This is a genomic window from Xanthomonas sp. NCPPB 3569 (genome assembly GCF_041475645.2).
Lineage (GTDB): Bacteria > Pseudomonadota > Gammaproteobacteria > Xanthomonadales > Xanthomonadaceae > Xanthomonas > Xanthomonas phaseoli.
In genome coordinates this window covers 2,270,940-2,294,406 of record NZ_CM192969.1, presented here as the reverse complement: position 1 = coordinate 2,294,406, position 23,467 = coordinate 2,270,940, and the positions used below count along the sequence as shown (strand labels likewise).

Here is a 23,467-nt window from a genome sequence, read left to right as displayed (position 1 = left end):
CCGCCCAGTATCCCTCATCGCGGCAACGTCACGCCAAGAGCAGCCAACAAAACCACTGCGCAGCCGCCAGGCGGGTGCGGCCGGTGCTCGGAATCGGCATGTACCACGCGTACACTGCGGTTCTGAGCGCACCGTCCGCGCACACCTGACGACTGCTCGCTACGTTGTGTTAGCCGCTCCAAGGCGTGGCCGTGCGGCAGGCGAGCCACCTCCAGCGGCGAAGCATTCGCGAAGCGGGCCGGGTGCGGCGTTGCCCGGTCCTAGCGACCACCCATGGAGCGGTTGCAAGGGCCTGGCAGCGGTAGGCATCGCGCCGAAAAGGCATTCGACCGGGCGCCCATCGCAAGCCGGCGCGTCACCGTCGCCCTCTCAAGCATTCATGCCGTCCGCGCCTGGCAGGCGTCAATGCGCGCCGTCCAGCGGCTCCAGGCGTGCGTGCACAACCGCTTCCAGGGCGGCCCAGTCGATGCGCGACAGATCGCTGTGCCCGCGCGTGGCCTGCACCAGGATCTCGCGCTGGATCTCGCTGCGCGCCAGCGCAATCGAATAGCGCGTGCGCAGGAACGTCACCATGGTGTAGTGCGGCACGAAGCGGGTGGGCCAGCGCGCCTGCAATTGTTGTTCGAGCTCGCGCTGCAGCAGGAAGTCGGGGTCGTCGACGCGGTCGCGCATTTCCAGGTAGTTCTCCAGCGCCATCTGCTGGATGGCGGCCGCATCGTCGCGACGCGCAGCTTCGAACGCCGCGAACGCGCTGGCGAGGTCGTCGTGCGCGTCCAGCTGATCTGCCAGCGCCACGCAATCTTCGAACGCGCAATTCATGCCTTGCCCATGGAACGGCACCATCGCATGGGCGGCGTCGCCGATCAGCAATGCGCGGCCATCCAGATGCCAGCGATCCAGGGTGAGGGTGCCGAGCAGCCCAGGCGGATGCTCTTCCCAATGCTCCTTAAGCTGGGGAATCAGCGGCAACGCGTCCGGGAAATCGCGTGCGAACAAGGCGAATGCTTCATCGCCGGTCCGCGTGGTGGCGAAGCTCGGTTCGCCGGCGTTGGGCAAAAACAGGGTGACGGTGAACGTACCGCCATCGTTGGGCAGCGCAATGCACATGTAGCGCCCGCGCGGCCAGATGTGCAGTGCGTTGCCTTCGATCCGGAATCCGCCACCCGGCTGCGGTGGAATTTCCAGTTCCTTGTACGAGTGATCGAGGAATTCGGTGCGTTCGCCCAGCGGCGATTTGCGCTGCATCGCCGCACGCAAGGCCGAGCCGGCGCCATCGCTGCCGATCAGGCTCTGGAAGTGGATCTCGTGCGGCTGGTCGTCGCGGTCGTCGATGAAGCGCGCATAGCCGGCGTCGAAATCCACGGTATGCAGGCGGCGGTAGAAATGCACGCGCGTGCCGGCCTGTTCGGCCAGATCGAGCAGGGCGACATTCAGCGCGGCGCGGTGGATCGACCAGATCACCTCGCTGTCGTCGCGCCCGTAGCGTTGCAGCTGCGGTTGCCCGACCAGTGGGTGCACCATGCGTCCACGCATCATCACCGCCTTGGCCATCACCGCATCTTCGGCACCGGCCTGGCGCAGCGCATGCCGGCCGCGTTCGGCCAGCGCCAGGTTGATCGAGCGGCCGGACTCGTAGCCTTTGATGCGCGGGTCGCCACGCCGTTCGTACACGGTGACCTGCCAGCCGCGACGCGACAGCAGGATGGCCAGCAGACAACCGGCCAGGCCGGCGCCGATCAGGGTCAGGGAACGCGGAGAAACTGGGCTCAATGCAATGTCCGGAAGCAGCCGGACGCAGCGCCGGCGAAAAGGGGAAGACAGCGACTGGCAACGACGGCGACCCTGACAGCAACGCCGGGCGGGCTGGGAGTGTACGTGGGCGCGCGGCGATTGCGCGTGCCGTACAGGCGTGCTGGTGGCACTGCAGTCAGACTGCCGCGCTCAAGCAGCCGCCCAGGCTTCCACCTGCTCCACGAAGGTGTGCAGATCGCTGAAACGGTTGTACAGCGGCACAGGCGCAATCCGGATCACGTCCGGTTCGCGCCAGTCGCCGAGCACGCCGGCCGCGTGCAGATGCTCGAACAGCGCGCGTCCCTGTGCGCGTCCGCCGGCCACCCGCAGCGAGAGCTGGCAACCGCGTCGTGCCGGTTCGGCCGGGGTGACGATCTGCAGCACCTGCGGCACCCGCGCGTGGATCAACTGCTCCAGATGCCCGGTGAGCTGTTCGGACTTGGTGCGCAATGCAGCCATGCCGGCCTGGTCGAACACTGCCAGCGAGGCGCGCAGCGGTGCCAGCGCCAGCACCGGTGGATTGCTCAGCTGCCAGCCTTCGGCACCGGGCGAGGGCACGAACTGCGGGTCCATGCGGAAGCGGGTCTGCTGCTCGTGTCCCCACCAGCCGGCCATGCGCGGCAGGTCGCTCTTTGCATGCCGCGCGTGCACGAAGCAACCGCCCACCGCGCCAGGACCGGCGTTGAGATATTTGTAGTGGCACCACACCGCGAAATCCACGCCGTCGTCGTGCAGGGTCAGCGGGAGATTGCCCACCGCATGCGCCAGATCGAAACCCACCGCCGCGCCCTGCGCGCGCGCCAGCCGCACGGTCTCGGCCAGGTCGAAGGCCTGCCCGGTGCGGTACTGGATGCCCGGCCACAGCACCAGGGCAAGGCGCGGGCCATGCTGCGCGATGGCCTCGGCAATTGCCGTCATCGACACGGTGCCGTTGGGTTCGTCGGCGTCCACTTCGATCAGATGCGTGGCCGGGTCCAACCCGTGCAGGCGCAACTGCGATTCCACCGCGTGGCGGTCGGATGGAAATGCGCCGGCTTCGATCAGGATCGCGCCGCGCTCGGCAGTGGGGCGATAGAAGCTCGCCATCATCAGATGCAGATTGACGCTGAGGGTGTTCATCGCCACCACTTCGCCGGGTTGCGCACCGACCACGCGCGCCAGGCCGTCGCGCACCAGTTGGTGGTAGGTCAGCCATTGGGTCGGGCCGGTGAAGTGACCTTCCACCGCCAGTGCGCCCCACTGGTCGAGCACTTCCTCCACCATCGCACGTGCTGCGCGCGGTTGCAGGCCAAGCGAATTGCCGACGAAATAGGTCTGATCGCCATCGCCGTGTTGCGGGAACACGAACGCATCGCGCAGGTTGCGCAGTGGGTCGGCGGCATCCAGTGCAGCAGCATGGGCGCGGGACAGCAGGTCGGTCATCGTCGGGCTCGCAACACGGATCAGGGCGGCAGTTTACCTGCCGGCATCGTGCACGCCGTCATGCACGGCCGGCGCATCGGCCGAGGCCGGTCGGGCGGGGCGCAGCAGGTGGGTGAGCGTGCCGATGCTGTCGGTGACGCGGTCGATGGTGTCGGCCAGCGCGGCGGTGGTCGGGGAACTGTCGGGCAATGCGGCCAACGCATCGGAAAGCTGGCGCTCGGCGTTGCGCAAGGTCGCCGCGGCAGGGGTGCCGCCAGTGCGCAGGCAGTCGATTACCGCAGACAGCGCCTCATCGGCCTGCTGCGCAAAGATGGGCAACGCGTCCAGCGTGGGCAACGGATGGCCATCGCGCAGCGCCGCTTCCAGCAACAAGCTGGCGCGGATCAGCCGGTTGCCATTGGCCAGCAGCGATTCGGCCAGCTTGAGCTCCTGCAGGTTGCGGCGGCTGCGCGGTTCGCCACGCAAACGCTCGATCGAGGCCTGCGCATTGGTGCGTGCAACACGCGCGGCGGCACGCGTATCGCTCAGGCCCTCCATCTGGCCGAGCAGCACATGGCGCAGGTGGTCGCGATATGCGCTGAGCAACTGCGCCAGCGAGGCGCGAATCTGCCGGCGTTCGCGCGTGGGCCACATCGCGTAGGCGACCAGCGCCAGCGCGCTGCCGGCCACTGTCGCCTGCAGGCGCGCGCCGACCGCTTCGCCCGGTGCAACCCCTTCGAAGGACAGCAGCAGCACCAGCATGCCGGTCAAGAACGCCACGCCGATGCCGTAGTTCACCTGTGTCAGCAAACGAAACCCGAGGCAAAACAGCGCCAGCAGGGCCATGCGGACGCTGGCGCCGTCCATGGCCAGATGCGCGAGCAAGGTGGCAAGCAATAGCCCGACGAAGGTGCCGGCCACGCGCAACGCGCCAAAGCTGAAGGTGCCGCCGAAATCGGGCTTGAGCACGATGGCGGTGGTCATCGGAATCCAGAAGCCGTGCGGAATGTGCTGCCAGCGCTGGAAAGCGATGGCCAATGCCAGGCACACGCCGCAACGCAACGCGTGCGGAAGGCGACCGACGACAGGTCCAGATTCGCGCGCAATGTGGCCCAGGTCGCGGCCGGCCGCAGCGCCGACGGCAGGCGCGCTTCGGCCAGTTGCGCCTGGATTTCGCCACGGCTGCTGGCCCAGTGCGCGTTGCGGACCAGCGCGCGCAGCTGGCCGCCCAGGCCTTGCGCACGCGCGACGGCGACACGCACCAGGCGGCGTTCGCGCGTGTCGGCGTTGTCGTGCTGAAACTGTGCCAAGGCGCCGACCAGATCGTCGAACCCGGTCATCGAGGCATTGGCTGCCTGCGGGTCTTCGCCCATGGTCATCGCGTGCGCGAGCTGTTCCAGCACGATGGCGCTGCGCTCGAGCACCCGTTCGATCGCCGGGCGCGCCTGAGAGTCGGTCAGGCGCGTCTCGGCATCGGCCAACGACAGCAGCTCCAGCCGCACGCGATCGCACAGCTCGGCGATGATGCGAAAGCTCTGCACCGCGATCGCGCGCGAGCGATGCTCGCCGTGCAGCATCACCATCGCGTCGAGCACTTCCTGCGTGGCCGGCGGCGCTGCACTGGCATCCGGGCGCTGCCGCGCGATGCCGGCCAGCTGGCGCATCAGGTCCGCCAAGGCAAAGCGTTCCGGGCGATAACGCTGCAGCGGCCACGCCGCCAACGCCAGCACCACCTGCAGCAGGCCGCCAGCGAAAATCAGCGCGGCCACACCGGGTGCCTGCTGCACCGGCAGCCGCATGTCTGCGCTGACCACCAGCAGAATCATGCTGGTCAGGCCCACCCGCGCGGCCACCGGACCGAGCGCCACCAGCAAGCCGCCGCCCAGGCCGAGCAACAGGCCGGCCAGCACCAGCGCCGGCGTATTGTGGCCGACCCAGATGCCGAGCAAGGCAGCCAGGCCGGCCGCCAGGGCTGCCATCAACATGCGTTGCAGACGCGCACGATACGGCCCGGGCTGGTCGGAGAACATGGTATTGAGCGCGCCGCTGCACACCGCCAAACCGGCAGCAACCTGCCCGGTCGCCACGCCGACCGCCAGCGGCAGGACGACTGCAGCGGTGTTGCGCAGCGCGACGCGCAAGGGCACGTCGCGCGGTTTGAGGTCGATCAGTGCGCGCAGCATGGTGCCGGTTTCAGAGCATGCGAGCGCCACACCTGCTGTGCGCGATCGCATGCCATTAGGCTGTCAATCCTCGACGGTGGCATAGCGCTCAGGCGCAGGATGCAGATGCCCGCACTGCGAACAGGTGCGCAGCGCGAGCGAGCGGTAGAAGCGATCGAACACCGGCGGGAAGTCGGTTTCGATGTTTTTCAGCGGAAACATCGCTTCATACAACTTGTGATTGCACTGCGGGCAATACCATTGCAGGCCGTCCTGCTCGGTGGACAGGCGCTCGCGCTCGATCACCAGGCCGATCGAGCCGGCCGCGCGTTGCGGCGAATGCGGCACCTTGGGTGGCAGCAGAAAGACTTCGCCGGCACGGATCGGGATGTCGCGCGCCACGCCCTCGTCCTGCACCTTCAACACCATTTCGCCCTCGAGCTGGAAGAACCACTCCGGGCCTTCGTCGTAGTGATAGTCGGTGCGCGCGTTCGGCCCGCCGACAACCATGATGATGAAGCCATCCTGCTGGATGCACTTGTTGCCCACCGGCGGTTTGAGCAGGTGGCGGTGTTCCTCGATCCAGGCGTGCAGGTTGATTGGCGGGATCAGCATCGACGTTTCTCGGCAAAGAAGATATCCGGCTCAGCCGGCCGCCGATGTCCGATGGACGCTGCGGCCGGCCACGTGTGCGTACGGCTCAGCGCTCGGTGTGATCTGCCCGGATCTGCGCCAGCGCTGCGTCATAGCGTTCCTGCAGCAGCTCGGGGCGGTCGATCGACATGCCCAGGTCGTGCGCGCGGCCATCGCGCAGGCTGTAGACCCAGCCATGCACGCTCAATTGCTGGCCACGCTCCCAGGCGTCATGCACGATGGTGGTGCGGCACACGTTGACCACTTGTTCGAGCACGTTGAGCTCGCACAGGCGCGCGTGCTGCACCGACAGTTCGCCCGCGTTGTGCAGGCAGGCTTCGTGCTTGTCGGCCACGTCGGTGACATGGCGGATCCAGTTGTCGACCAGGCCCATGCGCTTCTGGGTCAGGCTGGCGAACACGCCGCCACAGCCGTAATGGCCGACCACCAGCACATGCTTGACCTTGAGCACATCCACCGCGAACTGGATCACCGACAGGCAATTCAGATCGGTATGCACCACCACGTTGGCGATATTGCGGTGCACGAACACCTCGCCCGGCGCCATGTCGATGATCTGGTTGGCAGGCACGCGCGAATCGGAGCAGCCGATCCACAGATATTCCGGGGTCTGCTGGGTCGAGAGCTTGGAAAAGAATTCCGGATCCTCGCGGCGGATACGCTCGGACCAGGCGCGGTTGTTTTCAAGCAAGTGGTTAAGCTCGTTCATGCGTGCAGTATTCCAGAAAATGTGGTCGTGGCGGCTTCTGTGAGCCCCCAGGATGAATCAGCTTTCAGGCTTACCAGTCTCGGCGAACGACCGATGTCCGGCCGGTGCACCCCTGGGGAAACTGGCGCCACCGATCAACTCAACAGGTGGCGCCGATGGCCGACTTCAACGCGTTCTTTCCGACCTTGCTCAAACACGAAGGCGGTTTCGTCAACGATCCCGTCGATCCGGGCGGTGCCACCAACAAGGGCATCACCCTGTTGACCTTCAAGGCCTGCGCGCAGAACCTGCTCGGCATCGAGCCAAGCCTGGCGAACCTGCGCGCGTTGACCGACGCCCAGGCTGGGGTCATCTACAAGGCGCAGTACTGGGACCGGCTGCGCGCCGATCAGATCTCGCTGCAGCCGTTAGCCAACATCGTGTTCGACTTCTACGTCAACGCGGGCAACAACGCGATCAAATTGCTGCAGACCGTGCTCAACAGCCAGACCGGCGGCGGGTTGGTCGCCGACGGCCGCATGGGGCCCGCCACCTTCGCGGCGCTGGCATCCAGCAACCAGCAAGACCTGTATGCACGCTACAAGGCCGGCCGCAAGGATTACTACCACCGGCTCGTCGCCGCGCGACCGGCGCTTGGCAAGTTTCTCAAGGGCTGGCTGGCGCGCGTGGATTCCTTTCCCGATTCGGTCTGAGCCGGTAACGGCCAGCGACACTTCCCGACTGACGAGCCCGACATGGCGCAGATATCCCTCAATGATCTGATCGAAGCACTGGCCGGCGCGGTCATCGATGCCCAGGATCGGATCGAGCAACACCAGATGGCTAACCTGGGTGCGTTCTTCGACGAAGACAACCGCCCCAGAAGCGTGTTGATCCGCTTGCCGTCGCAGCACCCGGAAGCGGGTGAGAACGACGAAGACCTGTATCGGGCCCCGCTGTTGCCGCTGGTGTCGTCCAACGTCCTGCGGATCAAGGATGTAGAGATCAGTTTCGATGCACAGCTCGGCGAACTCAGCGAGCTGGACGAAGCCGTATTGCCGGACTCGCTGGCGGTTCCCGCCGCCGTCGAAGACTGGCATCCCAAGCCGCCGGCGCTGCCGGGCCAGATCGGCATCGACCTCGGCTCCAACGCAAAAAATGCACGAAACAGCGCGGTTCACGTCGTGTTGCGCGTGGAAGGCAGCGAGCCGACCGAGGGCGTGGCACGTCTCATCAATCGCCTTGCGCAGTCGCAAGGTGTGTTCAAGACGGTCAAGGGGGAGTAGCTCCCGCGGTCACCGTTTTTCTTAAACAACCGTTCTTCAGGAGAACACCATGAGCGATATCGTCAACATGTCCGACCAATTCAAGGGCCTGCCGATGGCAGACCTGATCGGCGCCCCGTTGCGTGCAGCCTGCGATGCGCAGGTCATGCTGGCACGGGCCACCGCCGACTTCATCAAGGTCATCGGCTTTCTGCCGCCGACCGACCCCGCAGATCCCAACGGGAACGGCGGCACCCGCACCGCGCAGTTCAAATTCAAGCGCCCGGTCGAAGACCCTAGCGGCACCGGGATGGCCGAGGAAGAAGTCGAGATCGTCGTGCCGCTGTTGACCCTTGTCAACGTCCCCAACCTGAGCATTCAGACCGTGGACGTGACCTTCGATATGGAAGTCAAATCCTCTTTCTCGGAGAAGGAAGCCGAAGACAAGAGTCTTAAGGTGGATCTGGAGGCCAGCGTCGGCTGGGGCGTCTTCAAGGCCAAGGTCAACGTGCAGGGCTCTGTGTCCAGCCATAAGGAAAATACCCGCTCTTCGGATAACTCGGCCAAGTATCACGTCGCGCTGCACGCCGAAGATCGCGGCACGCCCGAAGGCCTGTCGCGTGTGCTCGACATCCTGCAGACCGCTGCGGCCCCACGCAAAGTCACCGCGCCCGTGCCGGTTCCGTAAGCGTCGCTGTTGCGTCCCGTACTTTTCCTAACTCGAGTCGTTGCCGATGATGGATTTGTCAGAAGTCAGTTTCATCAAGCGCATCGTCGTCGGCAGCGACAACCCGGCAAAAATGCAGACTGCCGAGCAAGTCGAGGCCGCGCAGCAGTTACTCAATCGCTGTCTCAGCGAAGCGCCCAGGGGAGCGATTCTCGGGGTCGAGAAGAGCTTCAATATCCTGCAGTTGGGCGAGCACCAGGTCGTGCTGCAATGGTTGTGCTACCACGTCGGGTTCAAGCGCAAGCCGGTCTGGCTGACAGAGGCATGGATGGCACGTGCAAGCTATTGCCTTGACGCTTTCGTGGAGCTGCTCGACCAGGCCGTTCGACGCGCGCAACAGCGGTGCCGCCAGCGGCACGCCGCAGTTGTAAACGCCGCGGTGGCCGCCTGCGACCTGTGGGTGCAGTGCGTGGACGGTGAGCAAACGGTGCAGTCCGAAACGGCAACCCTGCTTTCCATTCCCGTCTGCCAATTGCGTGCGCTGCATCTGCAGCAAATCAGCGAGTTTTCGTTGACGCTGCAAGTGCAGATAGAGCCGGTCACGCAGACCGACGGTGCTCCGGGGCTGGCATTGCGTGTTGCGCCGCCAGATGGCCGTACGCCTGGGCATACGCTGAAGATCAGCTATCAAGGAACCGAGCGTCCGCATGGCGTGCTTTGGTTCGATGGTGTCGCATTGAAGGAGTGGACGCTGCATCCGTTCATGGACATGCCACTATCCGATTCAGGAGCGCGGCGGTGAGGCTGCTGCTATCGGACGCCGACGCCCGGGCGGTCGCCGAGCGGCTGGGGACCGATGTGGCCACCCTGCACGCAGATCTCCGTCGGCAGTCCCGGCGCAAGCTGCGATCCATCTTCATCATTTGCCTGGTTATTGTGCTGGTCATCGCTGCGTTCGGTGTGCTGAGCGGCAGCGTGATCGATCTTTCCGCTGTTTCCAATTTTTTCTCGGAGCTTTTTCATGGCTGGTCAACATCGGTATCGGCATCACGTTTTGCGCATCACCTCGGCGCTTGCCCTGTGTCTTTCGCTGACTGCGGCGCAGGCAGCTCCCGCGGGCGGGATTCCGGCGGGTGACTGGCGCGGCATCCTGTCCGCCAGCGGCAGTACCGGCCCGGTTTACGTCCGTCTGAGCGCGCGCGCGCCCGGAGTCGAGGGCGCCCAGGTGGCGGATCTGCGATTCGGGCCTCCCTACAATTGCGCGCTCGAGTTACGCGCGCAGCCGGACGGGTACGCGTTGCTGTCGCGCAATGGCGGCAAATTCTGCGACGCGCTGGCCGGCGGGCTTGCCCAACTCCAGGTAGCGGAGAGTGGCGTGCCCGGGGTGCAGCTCACCTTGCCTGGCAGCGCCTCGCCGTTGGTCGTTGCCCTGAATCAGAGCAGTGCCGGATTGGCCGAAGCCGGGCGCTGGCGCGCGGCGGGACTGATTTCCGCACAGCTGGAGATCGTGGCCACCAGCGTCCGTCCGGGAGACGTCCTCGGTCGCCTGCGTTATGGCGCGCCACGGGATTGCCAGGTGGAAGTGCGCTACGCCGGGCGTGCCGCAGGTGCGTTGAATGCTTGGGTCGTGGCCAACGATAGAGGCTATTGCCGCCAGCTCAGTGATGCCCAGGCCAGTCTGCAGGTTCGTGCAGATGGCAGTGCCGAGCTTGCATTGCTGTTGAAGGGGCAGCGAGAGACGACGCTGTTCGAACGGATGCCTTGAGGTGTCGCAGCTGCGCGGCTGCCAGTAAGGACCTCATTTATGTGGAAGCGAGCCAATAGGCGCGGCGGCCTACGACAACGCGCAGTGGCCCGTCCGGTCCCGCCGGCGGAAGTCGGCGGGCCGATATTTTCCAGCGTGCTCGAGCAACTGGAGCTCGAATGCCGGGCGATGGTGTCCTACGCACTGAAGCAAGGGCTGGCAATGTCTCCCGATCTGCCTGGCCGGCTGGCAGAGCTGCGCGTGATGCCTGGCGCTTCCTTGCACGGCGAAGCCGGCGCGCGCGAATTGGCCGGTCTGCACCGACAGCTGGTGCGTGCGATCCAGCCGGCAACGCCGCAGGCGGTGGTGCTGATCGAGCGCGAGCGCCTGCGCGGCGGTTGGTTGCGCTGGCTGGGGCCGATTCCGTTGATCCGCACCTTGACCTTGACCTCGGTCGGTTGCCTGGCCTCAGTGGTCGGGCTGGCGATGTCCAGCCTGGTGAACGAGCGCAACATCACGTTGGGCTTCCTCGATTCCTCGGGGAGCACGCTATGCTGGAATGTGATGTTCATCCTGGCCTGTGCCGGACTCGGTGCAGCGTTTTCCGCGTTGTTCCAGCCCATCGTTACGTAGCCGACGCAACATACGACCCGCGCTTCGATTCCTCCTATGCCGCACGTATGATCCTCGGTCTCATCGCTGGCCTGATCCTGGTGGAGTTGCTGCCGGAGAATCTCTTCGCCGAAAGCAGCCTGGGCGCATTCGGAAAGCCCGCATTGGCGATGATGGGCGGTTTCTCGGCAAGCGCGGTGTATCGCCTGCTGCAACGCATGGTCGAGGTCATGGAAACGGTCGTGCGCGGCGATTCCGGCCAACAAGCCGCCGCGATGCAGTCGCAGCGTGTGTCGGCCGAATCGGAGAGCATCCGTGCGCGTGGCGAACTTGCCGCAGGTCTGCTGGACCTGCAGCGTGAGATGCAGGCGGACCCGCGCCTGGATCAGGTGCGCCAGCAACTGACCGGCCTTGCCAGGCAGATGATGTCAGACGATTCGTGATCTTTCGCGCATCAGGTGCGCTGATCACGCGCATGCGCCTTTTTCTGGCCGTCCATGGAGTGCGGTTTGGCACAGCCTGCCGGACATCAAGTGGCAGCACGCTTTCGCGTCGTGCGGCATAGCTCGCTTCGGCGGTTGCGCAGATTGCGTAACACACTTCAGGCAGGCGCACCCGTCATGGTGCCTCAGCGAGATCTGTAGCGCTGTCGATACCAGCATCCAAGGCTCGCCAAATCAGTTCAAGACCGATGGCCCGGAGATGAGCGTGTGACAAGCTCGCTCAAGTGCTCCTGCCGAGCATCTGCCGATTCGCTGCAGCGCGCCGCATGCAAGCCGCTGCACAGCGCGGTCCCCATTCGTGCACCAGAGGGTATGATGAAGACACGTATCGTCGTCGCTGCCGATCGCACCATCCTTGTGGAGGGGATGGTCGCTTTGCTGCAAAAGGTTCCCGGTATCGAAGTGGTGGGGCATGCGGAAGACGGCCTGGCATGTCTTCAGATCGCCGCCAGAGAGCAGCCTGATATCGTGCTGGTGGATGTGCTGCTGCCCGGCCTCAATGGTATCGATCTGACGCGGCGCTTGATGCAGCGCAGCCCCAATAGCCGGGCAATCTGTATCGCTCCGTCCGATGCCTGTACGCAGGCCAGCGCAGTCTTCGAAGCTGGCGCCAAGGCGTATCTGGCGCGAACCAGCCGCTTCGCCGAATTGCTGCGGGCGATTCAATGCGTCATCCAGGATCAGACCTACATCAGCCCGCAGATGTCGCGTTCGCTGATCGCCGGGTTGCGTCGAGCCGCCAAGGCCGATTCTGCCTATACCCGACTCACCTCACGCGAGCGGGAAATCGTGCAGCTCTATTCGGAGGGCCTGTCTACCAGGCAGATCGCCAACCGCTTGCACCTGAGCGTGAAGACGGTGGGGACGCATCGCGAAAACTGCATGTTGAAGCTCAATATCCAAAGCATCGCGCAGTTGACCCGTTATGCGATCGCGCAGGGCCTTTCTCCGCTTGAAGCAGCGATCGACGGTAGCGGCGAGTCATCCGAGGGATGCGTAGCGCAGCACATGCGCCGTGCTGGCTGAGGCGTCCTGGCAATGCACTGCGGTACATCGGCGTGGACACACTCTGAGCGCCAAAAGCGCCGATTCGGCTGGCGCGCTCTCCAGGGCCGGCAATGGCAAGGCCGCCATGAACGACTGGCTGAGCGTGGTGATATGTCTGATCTGCGAGGCCGCGCGTTCTGAGCCGATCGAACGCGCGATGCAGGCAGTCTTCGCGCAAAAGCACGTCGATTTAGAGCAGCTGAAAAAACTACTGCGTAGCCACCAGGCGGGCGCGGCCGGTGCTCGGGATCGGCGTGTGCCACTCGTACACTGGGGTTCCTGCGCGCCGTCCGCTCCCACCTGACGGCTGCTCGCTACGTTTTTTTAGCTGCTCTTGGAGAGCTATCGGTTTTGGTGAACATGTACGAGAACAGGCTCCCATTCGAACGCGAAAGGCGCACTGCAGGCGCTGCTGATGAGTATGTCGAAAGATGCCGTTGCCGGCGCGCAAGGCGGCAATCTGGAGCCGAGTCGATGGCTGGAGCGAATGCTCGACATGACCGGACCGGCAAACTACTGCTCATGCCATGAGCGTCGCGAAGGACGATTTCTGGCGAAGTTGGGGGACACCGCAATGACCTGTGCGCGGGCCGACGATGCAGGCGTCGGCCGACCGTGTGGCCGACGCGCCCCAGCGTTTGGTGACTAGCCGTTCGAGGTGTAAAGGCGGCCGCCTCAGCGCGTCGTATCGGCGTCCATCGCCGCCTGCATCAATGCTGCGATCGCATGCGCGTCTTGGTCGGCTTGCTGCGTCAGAAACTGGGCGACACTACGTTGATTGCCGGCCGGATGGTTCTGGCTCAGCTTGAAGGTGAGCTCGATGCGGCTTGGAACGAAGCGGAAGCCGACCAGCCCGCGCAATTGTCGGCGATGACTGTCGCGCTCCATTTCGAACTGCCAATCGCTGCCCACGCGCTGCTCGAAGTGCGCGCTCATGCGCGCAATCAAACTGCCCAACGCGTCTTCATCGCTCACCTGGCTGCAGCGTCCATGCAGGTGCGCAACCGCGTAATTCCAGGTGGGCACGCGCGCAGCTGCGTCCTTGTCCAAGTACCAGGTAGGCGAGACATAGGCATGCGGGCCCTGCAACACCATGACCGCATCGCCGAAAGTGCGTGCCTGCGGATTGGGGCGTGCCCAATGGCCTTCGATCACGACATCCTGGTCATCGCGCCGATACAGCACCGGCAGGTGCGAGATCACCGGCTGCCCATCCTCGCCCTGGCTGATCAGGGTGACAAATGCATCGCGCGCGAACAGCCAGTCCAGCAGGGCCAGATCGGTCTGCGCAAATGCGCGCGGGGCGTACATGTCAGGCGCGGCCGCCCATGTTCACGACCATGCGCGCACGCAGCTCGGCATTGTCGTTACCTTGGGGCGGCGAGACTTCATGCAGCGAGAAACCGCGGATGAGCGCGTCTTCTTCGTCCAGCCCGTCCAGTGCCACGAATTCGGCATCGAACAAGGCTGCGCGTGCGCTGTCTTCGCTGTCGTAGGGCAGCGTCTTGCCGTCGCTGTCCAGTACCTCGGCGGTGCCGGCTTCGTTGACGCGCAGGCGTGCCCAGATCAGCGTGCGGCCGATCGTGGCCAGCCACCAGGAGTCGCGGGCGCCCTGCAGGGTGTCGTCGTAGTTCGTCATTGCATTACCTTGGAAAGCAGGCCGAGCAGGGCCGCCATGCCCAAGCCGAAAAAGATGGTGAGCAGCGAGAGCCAGGCGGGTGTGGCCAGACCGGACAGTGCACTGTCGCGATAGCTGCGGTAACGGCGCGCCAACAACCAGCGCAACGCCACGGGACTGATGAAGGCCGTTTCGCCGAAGCTGGCCAACGCTTCCGGGTGGCGGTCACGCATGTGCACCAGGGTCAGCGGCCAGAAGATCAGCAGTGCGGTGAGGCCTGCAACGGCGACACCGACAAAACACAGTGCGAAAAACAGCGTCATGCAGTGTGCTCCGCAGGCGGGGCATCGTATTGGCCGATGATGTCGATGAGGCCGACGATATTGTCGTTCAACACATCCAGCGCTTCGGCAGGAGTCCACCACTCGGTGTGGTGCGCGCCGCCGACTTTTTGAATGGGGTACTGTTCGACAAACGCTGCGCGTACCTCGAACTGCGCAACATAGCCAACCCCGCTGTCCTTGACGTTCCAGCGCGACGCGATTTCCTCGGCGTAGCGCTGGTTGGTGACTGGATAGAAGATTGGTTGCTCCGGCAACCGCGGCGGCCAGCGTCGGAAGCCGGAGTCGCGCACCAATGCGTATTCCTCCGGCCCCAGCGGGCGGTACATCGTGACCGTGGCCTGCGCGGTCGTCACCTCAGAACTCCGCGCTGCCTGGCGCGCGCGGGTAGGGGATCGCGTCGCGGATGTTGCTCAACCCGCACACGTACACCACCAGCCGCTCGAAGCCCAGGCCGAAGCCGGCGTGCGGCACCGAGCCGTAGCGACGGAAATCGCGGTACCAGCTGTAGTGCTCCTTATCCAGGCCGAACTGCGCCATGCGCGCGTCGAGCACATCCAGGCGCTCTTCGCGCTGGCTGCCGCCGATGATTTCGCCGATGCCCGGCGCCAGCACGTCCATCGCAGCGACGGTCTTGCCGTCGTCGTTCAAGCGCATATAAAACGCCTTGATGTGCTCGGGGTAATTGGTCACCACCACAGGGCGGCCGATGTGTTCTTCGGTGAGCCAGCGCTCGTGCTCGGTCTGCAGGTCCAGGCCCCATTCGACCGGGAAGTCGAACTTTTTGCCGGAGTTCTGCAGTAGCTTCACTGCGTCGGTGTAGTCGATCTGCTCGAACGGCGCATTGATGAACGCTTCGAGCTTGGTGATCGCGTTCTTGTCCACGCGCTCGGCCAGGAACGCCAGGTCGTCGCCGCGCTCATCGAGCACCGCGCGGAACAGGTATTTGAGGAACTGTTCGGCCAGGCGCGCGTCTTCGGCCAGGTCGGCGAAGGCGATTTCCGGTTCGATCATCCAGAACTCGGCCAGGTGGCGCGTGGTGTGGCTGTTCTCGGCACGGAAGGTCGGGCCGAACGTGTAGACCTTGCTCAGCGCCAGGCAATACGCCTCCACGTTGAGCTGGCCGGACACGGTGAGGAAGGTTTCCTTGCCGAAGAAGTCGCGGCTGAAATCCACATTGCCGCTGGCATCGCGTGGCAGGTTGACCATGTCCAGCGTGGAGACGCGGAACATCTGCCCGGCGCCTTCCGCATCGGAGGTGGTGATGATCGGTGTGCTGATCCAGTTGAAGCCGTTCTGTTGGAAGAAGCGGTGCACCGCCTGCGCCAGGCAGTTGCGGATGCGGGTCACCGCACCGAACAGGTTGGTGCGCGGGCGCAGGTGCGCCACTTCACGCAGGAATTCCGGGGTCATCGGCTTGGGCTGGATCGGGTAGGTCAGCGGGTCTTCGACCCAGCCGACGATGTCCACGCCGCTGGCCTGGATCTCGAACGACTGGCCCTTGCCCTGCGACTTGACCAGCACGCCCTTGGCGATCAGCGAGCAGCCGCTGGTCAGCCGCTTGATCTCGTCGAAATTGGGCAGGGTGTCGTTGGCCACCACCTGGATCGGAGCGAAGCACGAGCCGTCGGTCACGTTGATGAAGGCCAGTCCGGCAGATCCGCGCAAGGTGCGCACCCACCCCCGTACCGTGACTTCGCCGCCTTCCGGGAGCTTTCCCGCAAGCACATGTTCAACGCTGACCACCGTCATGACTGTTCCTCGCCGTAGCGACCTTGAATGGCCTGCGAGTTTACTGGCTGCGGCTGCGCCGGCGCGAGCATCTGAACCGCTTGCCGAGCGCAGCGCTTGTTGCAGGCGCGTGCTGCCCCCATCTGTTGCGCACGCCGCCACTCAGCGTTCCGCCTGGTTGTTGCGGCCTCGCTATACTTGCCACCATCGTCTTGGAGTGCCCTCATGGCCGTCAGCCTCACCCCCGCCGCGCTGGAGCGCGTGCAGCGTTTCGTGCAGCAGACCCCGGGTGCATTGGGTCTGCGCTTTGGCGTGACCAAGACCGGGTGTTCCGGTTGGGGCCATGTCACCGACCTGGCACGCGAGGCGCGTGACGACGACGCGGTCTTCGAGCAGGGCGGGGTACGCATCTTCGTCGACCCCGCCAGCCTGCCGCTGGTGGATGGCACCTGCATCGACTTCGGCAAGCACGGCCTGAGCGAAACCTTCACCTTCAGCAACCCCAACGCCACGGCCGAATGCGGCTGCGGTGAGAGCTTCACGACTGCAGACGAGCATCGCTGAGCCGGCCGCGCGCGTTATTCCTTCTCCCATCGGACATTGTCCCCCTTCATGGGGAGAAGGTGCCCGAAGGGCGGATGAGGGTGCGCCTCGTAACCTGCCAGCGTCTGTCATGGCAGACGCGTCGCCACGCGCCGTCAGAATTGAATCACCGACTGCTCCGCTGCCTCGCCCGGACCCTCACCCCCCAACCCCCGCCTCCGCGGCCCGGCCCGCGCGCGAGGCGCGGGCGCCCCAAGGCACACGCCCCAGTGGCGCGTAAGCCGTGCCTTCTCGCCACGGCGGGAGAGGGGCTTTGGAATGTCCTTGCCGGGCAGCTGGTTGCGGCTAAACGCCTGAACTGCCATACTTTCCTGCTTCCTGCCCGATTCCGGGCGGAAACCCTTGCTCCACCGGCCGCTTGCGCGGACCACCGGGGAGCTGTCCGGCCCACGTGGCCACATCCGAAAGGTAAAACAACATGAGTCGTCATTACGAAGTCGTGTTCCTGGTCCATCCGGACCAGAGCGAGCAGGTCCCGGCCATGATCGAGCGCTACAAGTCGCTGATCGAGGGCGGTAACGGCACCATCCACCGTCTGGAAGACTGGGGCCGTCGTCAGCTGGCCTATCCGATCCAGAACCTGGTGAAGGCGCACTACGTGCTGCTCAATATCGAAGTCGACCAGGCCGTGCTGAGCGAGCTAGTGGAAAGCTTCCGCTTCAACGATGCGGTGCTGCGTCACCTGGTCGTCAAGCGCGATGGCGCCGACACCGAGCAGTCGCTGATCATGAAGAGCAAGGACGAGAAGGGCGACAAGCCCGAGCGTAGCGAGCGTCGTCGTCGTGACGACGAAGAGGGCGAAGCGCCCGCCGCCAACGATAACGACGGCGACAACGCCGAAGCCGCTTAAGGAGCGCTGTCATGTCCAAGTTCTTCCGTCGTCGCAAGTTCTGCAAGTTCACCGCCGAGGGCGTCAAAGAGATCGACTACAAGGATCTCAACACCCTGCGTCAGTACCTCACCGAGAACGGCAAGATCGTGCCGAGCCGCGTGACCGGTACCAAGTCCAAGTACCAGCGTCAGCTGGCCACGGCCGTCAAGCGCGCGCGTTTCCTGGCGCTGATCCCGTACACGGACAACCACGACGTTTAATCCGAGTCCCTCGGAAGAACCCGCACATCCATGTGCGGGTGATTAAATTGATAGACGCCTGGTGATTGGAGATGCGGTGTTGATCGTGCTTTTGCGATTCCCAAATCCCGATTCCCGAATCCCGTCTTTTCGGACAGCACCCGTTGCGCCCGCCACATGCCGGCGCTAACGAATAACGGAGTACCACCATGGATCTGATTCTTCTGCAGAAAGTGACCAACCTGGGCAACCTGGGCGACAAGGTCAGCGTCAAGCCGGGTTACGGCCGCAACTTCCTCGTGCCGCAGGGCAAGGCCGTGCCGGCCACCGCTGCCAACGTTGAAGCGTTCGAAACCAAGCGCGCCGAGTACGAAGCCAAGGCCAACAGCATCCTGGCCGACGCACAGAGCCGCGCCACCAAGTTCGAAGGCGCTAGCGTCACCATCGGTGCGCATGCGTCGACCGAAGGCAAGCTGTACGGCTCGGTTGGTCCGCGCGACATCGCCGAGGCGTTCACCGCCGCCGGCCTGCCGCTGGAAAAGAGCGAAGTGATCCTGGGCGAAGGCGCATTCCGCAATGTCGGCGAATACGACGTTGTGCTGCACCTGCACGCCGATGTGGAAACCACGGTCAAGGTCATCGTCGAGTCCGACGCCTGATCCAGGCCGCATGTGTCACCCGAAGGGCGCCTTGTTAGGCGCCCTTCGTTTTTGGGGCGCCGCCGCCAGCACTGGCATGCCCGTTATACTCATGCCCCATTGCCGGTTCCACGGCCTGCAGATCTTATGGATCAAGGGCTTGGGTGCTGGCTTCACAGGAAAAGTGCCTGCCGGCCTCGTCCGCGCGGTGCCCGGAATCTCCAGCCCCCATGCGCCTGTCCACGATCAAGCTGTCCGGTTTCAAGTCGTTCGTCGACCCGACCACGTTGCACCTGCCCACCAACATGACCGGCATCGTCGGCCCCAATGGTTGCGGCAAGTCCAACATCATCGACGCGGTGCGCTGGGTGATGGGCGAAAGTTCGGCCAGCCGCCTGCGTGGCGATTCGTTGACCGACGTGATCTTTTCCGGCTCTTCGGCACGCAAGCCGGTGTCGCAGGCGACGGTGGAGCTGATCTTCGACAACTCCGACCACACTATCAGCGGCGAGTTCGCCTCGTTCAACGAGATCTCGGTCAAGCGCCTGGTCAGCCGCGACGGCAATAGCGCCTACTACCTCAATGGCACCAAGTGCCGGCGCCGCGACATCACCGATCTGTTCCTGGGCACCGGCCTTGGGCCGCGCAGCTACTCGATCATCGAGCAGGGCATGATCAGCCAGATCATCGAAGCGCGCCCGGAAGACCTGCGCGTGTATCTGGAAGAAGCCGCCGGCATTTCCAAGTACAAGGAACGCCGCAAGGAAACCGAAACGCGTATTCGGCATACGCGCGAAAACCTCGACCGTCTGAGCGATCTGCGCGAAGAAATCACCAAGCAACTGGCGCATCTGCAGCGCCAGGCGCGGCAGGCAGAGCAGTACCAGGCATTGCAGGAAGAGCGCCGGATCAAGGATGCCGAGTGGAAGGCGCTGGAATACCGTGGCCTGGATGGTCGGTTGCAGGGCCTGCGCGAGAAGTTGAATCAGGAAGAGACGCGCCTGCAGCAATTGATTGCCGAGCAACGCGATGCCGAAGCACGCATCGAAACCGGCCGCGTGCGCCGCGAAGAAGCCGCCGAAGCGGTGGCCAAGGCACAAGCCGATGTCTACCAGCTCGGTGGCGCGTTGGCACGGATCGAGCAGCAGATCCAGCACCAACGCGAACTCTCGCATCGCTTGCACAAGGCGCGCGATGAGGCGCAGAGCCAGCTGCAGGAATTGACCCAGCACATCAGCGGCGACTCGGCCAAATTGAGCGTGCTGCGAGAAGCGGTGGCGTCTGCCGAACCGCAACTGGAGCAACTGCGCAAAGACCACGAATTCCGCCAGGAGTCGCTGCGCGAAGCAGAAGCGCGGCTGGCCGACTGGCAGCAGCGCTGGGAAACCCATAACCGCGACACCGGCGAAGCCTCGCGTGCCGGTGAAGTGGAGCGCACGCGCGTCGATTATCTGGACCGCCAGGCGCTGGAAGCCGACCGCCGCCGCGAAGCGTTGGTCAACGAGCGTGCCGGGCTGGACCTGGACGCATTGGCCGAGGCGTTCGAGCAGATCGAACTGCGCCACGAAACCCAGAAAACCTCGCTGGACGGCCTGACCGAGCAGGTCGAGGCGCGCAAGCACGCGCTTGCCGGGCTGCAGGAACAGCAACGCGCCAGCCAGAGCGAGCTGGCCGAAGTGCGCAAGCAGGCGCAGGCGGCGCGTGGCCGGCTGTCGTCGCTGGAAACCTTGCAACAGGCCGCGCTTGGCCAGGAGCAGGGCGCCGCAGTGGCGTGGTTGAAGTCGCGCGGACTGGATTCGGCCGCGCGCGTGGGCGAGCGCATCAGCGTCGAGAGTGGCTGGGAAAACGCGGTCGAAGGCGCCTTGGGGCAGTTGATCGAAGGCGTGCTGGTGGAAGCGCCGGAACAATTGGTCGACGCGCTGGGCGAGTTGGGCGATGGCCGCATCGCGCTGGTGTCCAGTGCGACTGACGATGCGAGCTTCGCGCCGACCTCGCTGGCTGCCAAAGTGCAGGGGCCCATCGCGATCCGTCGGCTGCTTGCGCGTCTGCACACCGCCGAGGACCTGGACGCTGCGCGCACGCTGCAACGCAGCCTGCCCGAAGGCGATTCGGTGATCACCCGCAATGGCGAGCGGCTGGGCGAAGGCTGGGTGCGCGTCTCGCGCTCGGGCGCGGCCAAGCAGGGCGCGTTGCTGCGCGAGCGCGAGATTCAAGAGCTCCGTACGCAGATCGAAACCTTGCAGGAGCGCGAAGCCGAGCTTGAGCACCAGCTCTCCAGCTTCCGCGAACAGCTGCTGGCGGCAGAGCAGCAGCGTGAAGACGCGCAGCGCCAGCTCTACATGGCGCACCGCAGCGTTTCCGAACTGGCTGGGCAATTGCAGAGTCAGCAGGGCAAGGTCGATGCCGCGCGCACGCGCATCGAGCGCATCGAGACCGAGCTGGCGCAACTGCTGGAAACGCTCGACACCAGCCGCGAGCAGGCACGCGAGGCGCGCGCCAAACTCGAAGATGCGGTCACCTTGATGGGCGATCTGCAAGGCACGCGCGAAGCGCTGGAGAGCGAGCGCCGCCAGCTCACCGATGCACGCGATCAGGCGCGCGATGCCGCGCGCGGCGTGCGCGATGCAATGCATGCCTTGGCGCTGACGCTGGAGTCGCAGCGCACCCAGATCGCATCGCTGAGCCAGACCCTGGAACGCATGGACAGCCAGCGCGGGCAGCTCGATACGCGCCTGGAAGATCTGGTCGCCCAGCTGAGCGAAGGCGATTCGCCGGTGGAAACGCTGGAACACGAACATCAGGCCGCGTTGAGCGAACGCGTACGCATCGAGCGCGCGCTGGGCGAAGCGCGCACCCTGCTCGACAGCATCGACAGCGAGCTGCGCAGCTTCGAACAGACCCGCCAGCAGCGCGACGAACAGGCGCTGGCGCAGCGCGAGCGCATTTCCCAACGCAAGCTCGATCAACAGGCGCTGGTGCTCAACGCCGAGCAACTGGAAGCGGCGGTAGTCAAGGCCGGCTTCGTGCTGGAAGACGTCGTCAACGGGTTGCCCGAGGCGGCCAACGTGGCCGAATGGGAAGCGGCCGTTGGCCAGATCGACGCGCGCATGCGTCGCCTGGAGCCGGTGAACCTGGCCGCCATCCAGGAATACGGCGAGGCCGCACAACGCTCGGAATACCTGGACGCGCAGAACCTGGATCTCAATACCGCGCTGGAAACGCTGGAAGAGGCCATTCGCAAGATCGATCGCGAGACCCGCGGCCGCTTCAAGGACACCTTCGATCGCGTCAATTCCGGGGTGCAGGCGCTGTACCCGCGCCTGTTCGGCGGCGGCCATGCGTATCTGGAACTTACCGGCGAAGACCTGCTCGACACCGGCGTCACCATCATGGCGCGCCCGCCGGGCAAGCGCGTGTCGAGCATTTCGCTGCTGTCCGGCGGCGAGAAGGCGATGACTGCGGTGGCGCTGGTATTTGCGATCTTCCAGCTCAACCCGGCGCCGTTCTGTCTGCTCGACGAGGTGGACGCGCCGCTGGACGAGGCCAATGTCGGCCGTCTTGCCAACATGGTGCGCGAGATGAGCGAGAAGGTGCAGTTCCTGTTCGTCAGCCACAACAAGGCCACGATGGAAGCCGCGCGCCAGCTCTCCGGCGTGACCATGCGCGAGCCGGGCGTCAGCCGCCTGGTCAGCGTGGACCTGGAAGAGGCCGCACGTTTGGCGGGTGCGGCATGACGTGCCATGCTTGTTTGAATATCGACACCTGTCACTCTTATGCGGAGGCACGCTGAATGTCCGACATGGCCATGATCCGGATCGGGATCCTGATCGCTGGACTGCTGCTGGTCGCGGCCATCTTCCTGTTTGGTCGCCCGAAGAAATCGCCGCAAGGGCGCCGGGTCGACAAGGACGAGGGCCAGCCGCGCGAACGGCGCGAACCGGTGATTTCCAGCGAGTTCGGCGTGGATGATGAAACTGCGCAGCGCGCAGAAGGCGTCGAGCAGAGCGAGCTCAACCTGGAAGGGCAGGATGCGGCCGGCGTCAACGAGGTGGGCAAGCGCCCGAACCAGGATTTCGACAAGATCGTATCGTTGTTCGTGGCCGCCAAGGCAGGCCAGGTGCTGCGCGGCGAAGATGTGGTGGTGGCCGCCGAGAAGACCGGGCTGGTGTTCGGTCACATGAACGTGTTTCACCGCCTGGTGGAAGGCCACCCCGAGCGCGGACCGATCTTCAGCATGGCCAGCATCCTCAAGCCCGGCAGTTTCGACATGGCCAATATCCGCGAGATGCAGACGCCGGCGATTGCGTTCTTCCTCACGCTGCCGGCGCCGATGACCGCGTTGGATGCCTGGGAAAAAATGCTGCCCACCGTGCAGCGCATGGCCGAACTGCTGGATGGCGTGGTGTTGGACGACAGCCGCAATGCGTTGGGTCGCCAGCGTGTTGCGCATATCCGCGACGAGCTCCGCGCCTACGACCGCCAGCACCAGGCACCGCCGCTGACCAAGTCGCCGCGCTGGTGAGTTGAGATGTTGAGCCTGCAGGGCGTGTTGGCGGTGGCGTTGCTGCTGGTGCTGTGGGCGATCTTGGCGATGCCGTTATTGTGGATCTTCACCCGGATCGCCGCGCGCCTGCGCAAAAGGCCGCGCCATTCGCCCTGGCTGGTGGTGGGCTTTGCTGCCGCGATCACGCTGCTGGTCGCGCCGGTGCCAACGCCTTTCGTCAGCGTGTTCATGCCGCACGCCATCGCACTGCTGGATCGCCGCTATTACCTGCACATCCTGCAAGGCCCGCCGATGCTGCACGAGCTGCTGCTGTGGAACGCGGGCTCGATGGCGTTGACCTTCGTCATCAGCTATCTCTGGATCCGCCGTACGCTGCGCGCACCGGAGCCTGAGGCGTTGGATCGCTAGGAACTTGAAGCCCCTCTCC

The 23,467-nt window shown here is 64.8% G+C and carries 23 protein-coding genes, 2 other RNA genes and 4 pseudogenes; 18 read left to right on the top strand and 11 right to left on the bottom strand.

The features are described 5' to 3' along the window. Positions 1 to 98: 98 nt before the first annotated feature. Positions 99 to 175: non-coding RNA, sX9 sRNA (locus ACCQ03_RS09910), on the top strand. 227 nt (positions 176 to 402) lie between these two features. On the opposite strand, the gene ACCQ03_RS09905 is transcribed toward ACCQ03_RS09910, so the two are convergent. From ACCQ03_RS09905 to can, 5 genes and pseudogenes are all read right to left on the bottom strand, one after another. Further along, complete coding sequence (locus ACCQ03_RS09905; RefSeq protein ID WP_057677720.1) at positions 403 to 1,770, bottom strand: FAD-dependent oxidoreductase; 1,368 nt, start codon at positions 1,768 to 1,770, stop codon at positions 403 to 405. A 171-nt stretch (positions 1,771 to 1,941) separates the two neighbouring features. Then, complete coding sequence (kynU, locus tag ACCQ03_RS09900) at positions 1,942 to 3,213, bottom strand: kynureninase (protein ID WP_057677721.1); 1,272 nt, start codon at positions 3,211 to 3,213, stop codon at positions 1,942 to 1,944. A 33-nt stretch (positions 3,214 to 3,246) separates the two neighbouring features. Beyond that, positions 3,247 to 5,426: pseudogene (locus ACCQ03_RS09895) on the bottom strand (FUSC family protein). Between the two features lie 12 nt (positions 5,427 to 5,438). After that, positions 5,439 to 5,969 (bottom strand): 3-hydroxyanthranilate 3,4-dioxygenase, encoded by a 531-nt coding sequence (locus tag ACCQ03_RS09890; protein ID WP_007966273.1) that lies wholly within the window; start codon positions 5,967 to 5,969, stop codon positions 5,439 to 5,441. An 85-nt stretch (positions 5,970 to 6,054) separates the two neighbouring features. Beyond that, complete coding sequence (can, locus tag ACCQ03_RS09885) at positions 6,055 to 6,717, bottom strand: carbonate dehydratase (protein ID WP_007966275.1); 663 nt, start codon at positions 6,715 to 6,717, stop codon at positions 6,055 to 6,057. Between the two features lie 155 nt (positions 6,718 to 6,872). Between can and ACCQ03_RS09880 the strand changes: the two genes are divergently transcribed. The 5 genes and pseudogenes from ACCQ03_RS09880 (at position 6,873) to ACCQ03_RS09860 (ending at position 9,430) form a co-directional block, all read left to right on the top strand. Beyond that, positions 6,873 to 7,409, top strand: a complete 537-nt coding sequence (locus ACCQ03_RS09880) for a glycoside hydrolase family 108 protein (RefSeq protein WP_057677723.1) — start codon at positions 6,873 to 6,875, stop codon at positions 7,407 to 7,409. A gap of 42 nt (positions 7,410 to 7,451) precedes the next feature. Then, positions 7,452 to 7,982 (top strand): DUF2589 domain-containing protein, encoded by a 531-nt coding sequence (locus tag ACCQ03_RS09875; RefSeq protein ID WP_017155879.1) that lies wholly within the window; start codon positions 7,452 to 7,454, stop codon positions 7,980 to 7,982. Between the two features lie 49 nt (positions 7,983 to 8,031). Then, positions 8,032 to 8,649: a DUF2589 domain-containing protein gene (locus ACCQ03_RS09870; protein ID WP_003485902.1), complete on the top strand. Its 618-nt coding sequence runs from the start codon at positions 8,032 to 8,034 to the stop codon at positions 8,647 to 8,649. Between the two features lie 46 nt (positions 8,650 to 8,695). Further along, positions 8,696 to 8,953: pseudogene (locus ACCQ03_RS09865) on the top strand (hypothetical protein); the annotation flags it as partial. Positions 8,954 to 8,956: 3 nt separating this feature from the next. After that, the gene (locus tag ACCQ03_RS09860) at positions 8,957 to 9,430 is read left to right on the top strand and encodes a hypothetical protein (protein ID WP_150147599.1); all 474 of its coding nucleotides are present in this window, start codon (positions 8,957 to 8,959) and stop codon (positions 9,428 to 9,430) included. 8 nt (positions 9,431 to 9,438) lie between these two features. On the opposite strand, the gene ACCQ03_RS09855 is transcribed toward ACCQ03_RS09860, so the two are convergent. After that, positions 9,439 to 9,651, bottom strand: coding sequence for a hypothetical protein (locus ACCQ03_RS09855; protein WP_057677724.1), 213 nt, complete (start codon positions 9,649 to 9,651; stop codon positions 9,439 to 9,441). 31 nt (positions 9,652 to 9,682) lie between these two features. On the opposite strand from ACCQ03_RS09855, the gene ACCQ03_RS09850 reads away from it, so the two are divergent. The 5 genes and pseudogenes from ACCQ03_RS09850 (at position 9,683) to ACCQ03_RS09830 (ending at position 12,864) form a co-directional block, all read left to right on the top strand. Continuing rightward, entirely contained in the window at positions 9,683 to 10,393 is a 711-nt protein-coding gene (locus ACCQ03_RS09850) for a hypothetical protein (RefSeq protein WP_057677725.1), read from the top strand. A gap of 168 nt (positions 10,394 to 10,561) precedes the next feature. Continuing rightward, positions 10,562 to 11,427 (top strand): annotated as a pseudogene (locus ACCQ03_RS09845) (hypothetical protein). A 372-nt stretch (positions 11,428 to 11,799) separates the two neighbouring features. Beyond that, a complete protein-coding gene (locus tag ACCQ03_RS09840; RefSeq protein ID WP_017155885.1) occupies positions 11,800 to 12,513 on the top strand; it encodes a response regulator in 714 nt (237 codons plus the stop codon). After that, positions 12,480 to 12,675, top strand: a pseudogene (locus ACCQ03_RS09835) (hypothetical protein). Before ACCQ03_RS09840 ends, ACCQ03_RS09835 begins: the two are co-directional and overlap by 34 nt. A 113-nt stretch (positions 12,676 to 12,788) precedes the next feature. Further along, positions 12,789 to 12,864: non-coding RNA, sX9 sRNA (locus ACCQ03_RS09830), on the top strand. Between the two features lie 345 nt (positions 12,865 to 13,209). Here the strand turns inward: ACCQ03_RS09830 and ACCQ03_RS09825 are convergent. From ACCQ03_RS09825 to asnS, 5 genes are read right to left on the bottom strand one after another with little or no spacing between them, the layout of a single operon-like run. Further along, complete coding sequence (locus ACCQ03_RS09825) at positions 13,210 to 13,845, bottom strand: FMN-binding negative transcriptional regulator (RefSeq protein WP_057677727.1); 636 nt, start codon at positions 13,843 to 13,845, stop codon at positions 13,210 to 13,212. Between the two features lies 1 nt (position 13,846). After that, a complete protein-coding gene (locus tag ACCQ03_RS09820) occupies positions 13,847 to 14,173 on the bottom strand; it encodes a type 2 periplasmic-binding domain-containing protein (protein WP_209226418.1) in 327 nt (108 codons plus the stop codon). Next, complete coding sequence (locus tag ACCQ03_RS09815) at positions 14,170 to 14,475, bottom strand: hypothetical protein (RefSeq protein ID WP_017158153.1); 306 nt, start codon at positions 14,473 to 14,475, stop codon at positions 14,170 to 14,172. The genes ACCQ03_RS09820 and ACCQ03_RS09815 overlap by 4 nt, the downstream gene beginning before the upstream one ends. Next, complete coding sequence (locus ACCQ03_RS09810) at positions 14,472 to 14,822, bottom strand: hypothetical protein (RefSeq protein ID WP_057677733.1); 351 nt, start codon at positions 14,820 to 14,822, stop codon at positions 14,472 to 14,474. The genes ACCQ03_RS09815 and ACCQ03_RS09810 overlap by 4 nt, the downstream gene beginning before the upstream one ends. 28 nt (positions 14,823 to 14,850) lie before the next feature. Further along, on the bottom strand, positions 14,851 to 16,245 hold the full coding sequence (asnS, locus tag ACCQ03_RS09805; protein WP_209226415.1) for an asparagine--tRNA ligase: 1,395 nt from the start codon (positions 16,243 to 16,245) through the stop codon (positions 14,851 to 14,853). 204 nt (positions 16,246 to 16,449) lie between these two features. Between asnS and ACCQ03_RS09800 the strand changes: the two genes are divergently transcribed. The 7 genes from ACCQ03_RS09800 (at position 16,450) to ACCQ03_RS09770 (ending at position 23,448) form a co-directional block, all read left to right on the top strand. Further along, complete coding sequence (locus ACCQ03_RS09800; protein WP_007966300.1) at positions 16,450 to 16,788, top strand: HesB/IscA family protein; 339 nt, start codon at positions 16,450 to 16,452, stop codon at positions 16,786 to 16,788. A gap of 457 nt (positions 16,789 to 17,245) precedes the next feature. Then, entirely contained in the window at positions 17,246 to 17,677 is a 432-nt protein-coding gene (rpsF, locus tag ACCQ03_RS09795; protein WP_003485869.1) for a 30S ribosomal protein S6, read from the top strand. Between the two features lie 11 nt (positions 17,678 to 17,688). Then, positions 17,689 to 17,919, top strand: coding sequence for a 30S ribosomal protein S18 (rpsR, locus tag ACCQ03_RS09790; RefSeq protein ID WP_002804494.1), 231 nt, complete (start codon positions 17,689 to 17,691; stop codon positions 17,917 to 17,919). Between the two features lie 188 nt (positions 17,920 to 18,107). After that, positions 18,108 to 18,557 carry a 50S ribosomal protein L9 gene (rplI, locus tag ACCQ03_RS09785; protein ID WP_010379584.1) on the top strand — a complete coding sequence of 150 codons (450 nt, stop codon included), beginning with the start codon at positions 18,108 to 18,110 and terminating at the stop codon, positions 18,555 to 18,557. Positions 18,558 to 18,766: 209 nt separating this feature from the next. Continuing rightward, a complete protein-coding gene (smc, locus tag ACCQ03_RS09780) occupies positions 18,767 to 22,270 on the top strand; it encodes a chromosome segregation protein SMC (RefSeq protein ID WP_209226412.1) in 3,504 nt (1,167 codons plus the stop codon). Between the two features lie 56 nt (positions 22,271 to 22,326). Further along, positions 22,327 to 23,058 (top strand): cell division protein ZipA, encoded by a 732-nt coding sequence (gene zipA, locus ACCQ03_RS09775; protein WP_057677730.1) that lies wholly within the window; start codon positions 22,327 to 22,329, stop codon positions 23,056 to 23,058. Between the two features lie 6 nt (positions 23,059 to 23,064). After that, a complete protein-coding gene (locus tag ACCQ03_RS09770; protein ID WP_017158159.1) occupies positions 23,065 to 23,448 on the top strand; it encodes a hypothetical protein in 384 nt (127 codons plus the stop codon). The last annotated feature ends 19 nt before the right edge of the window (positions 23,449 to 23,467 follow it).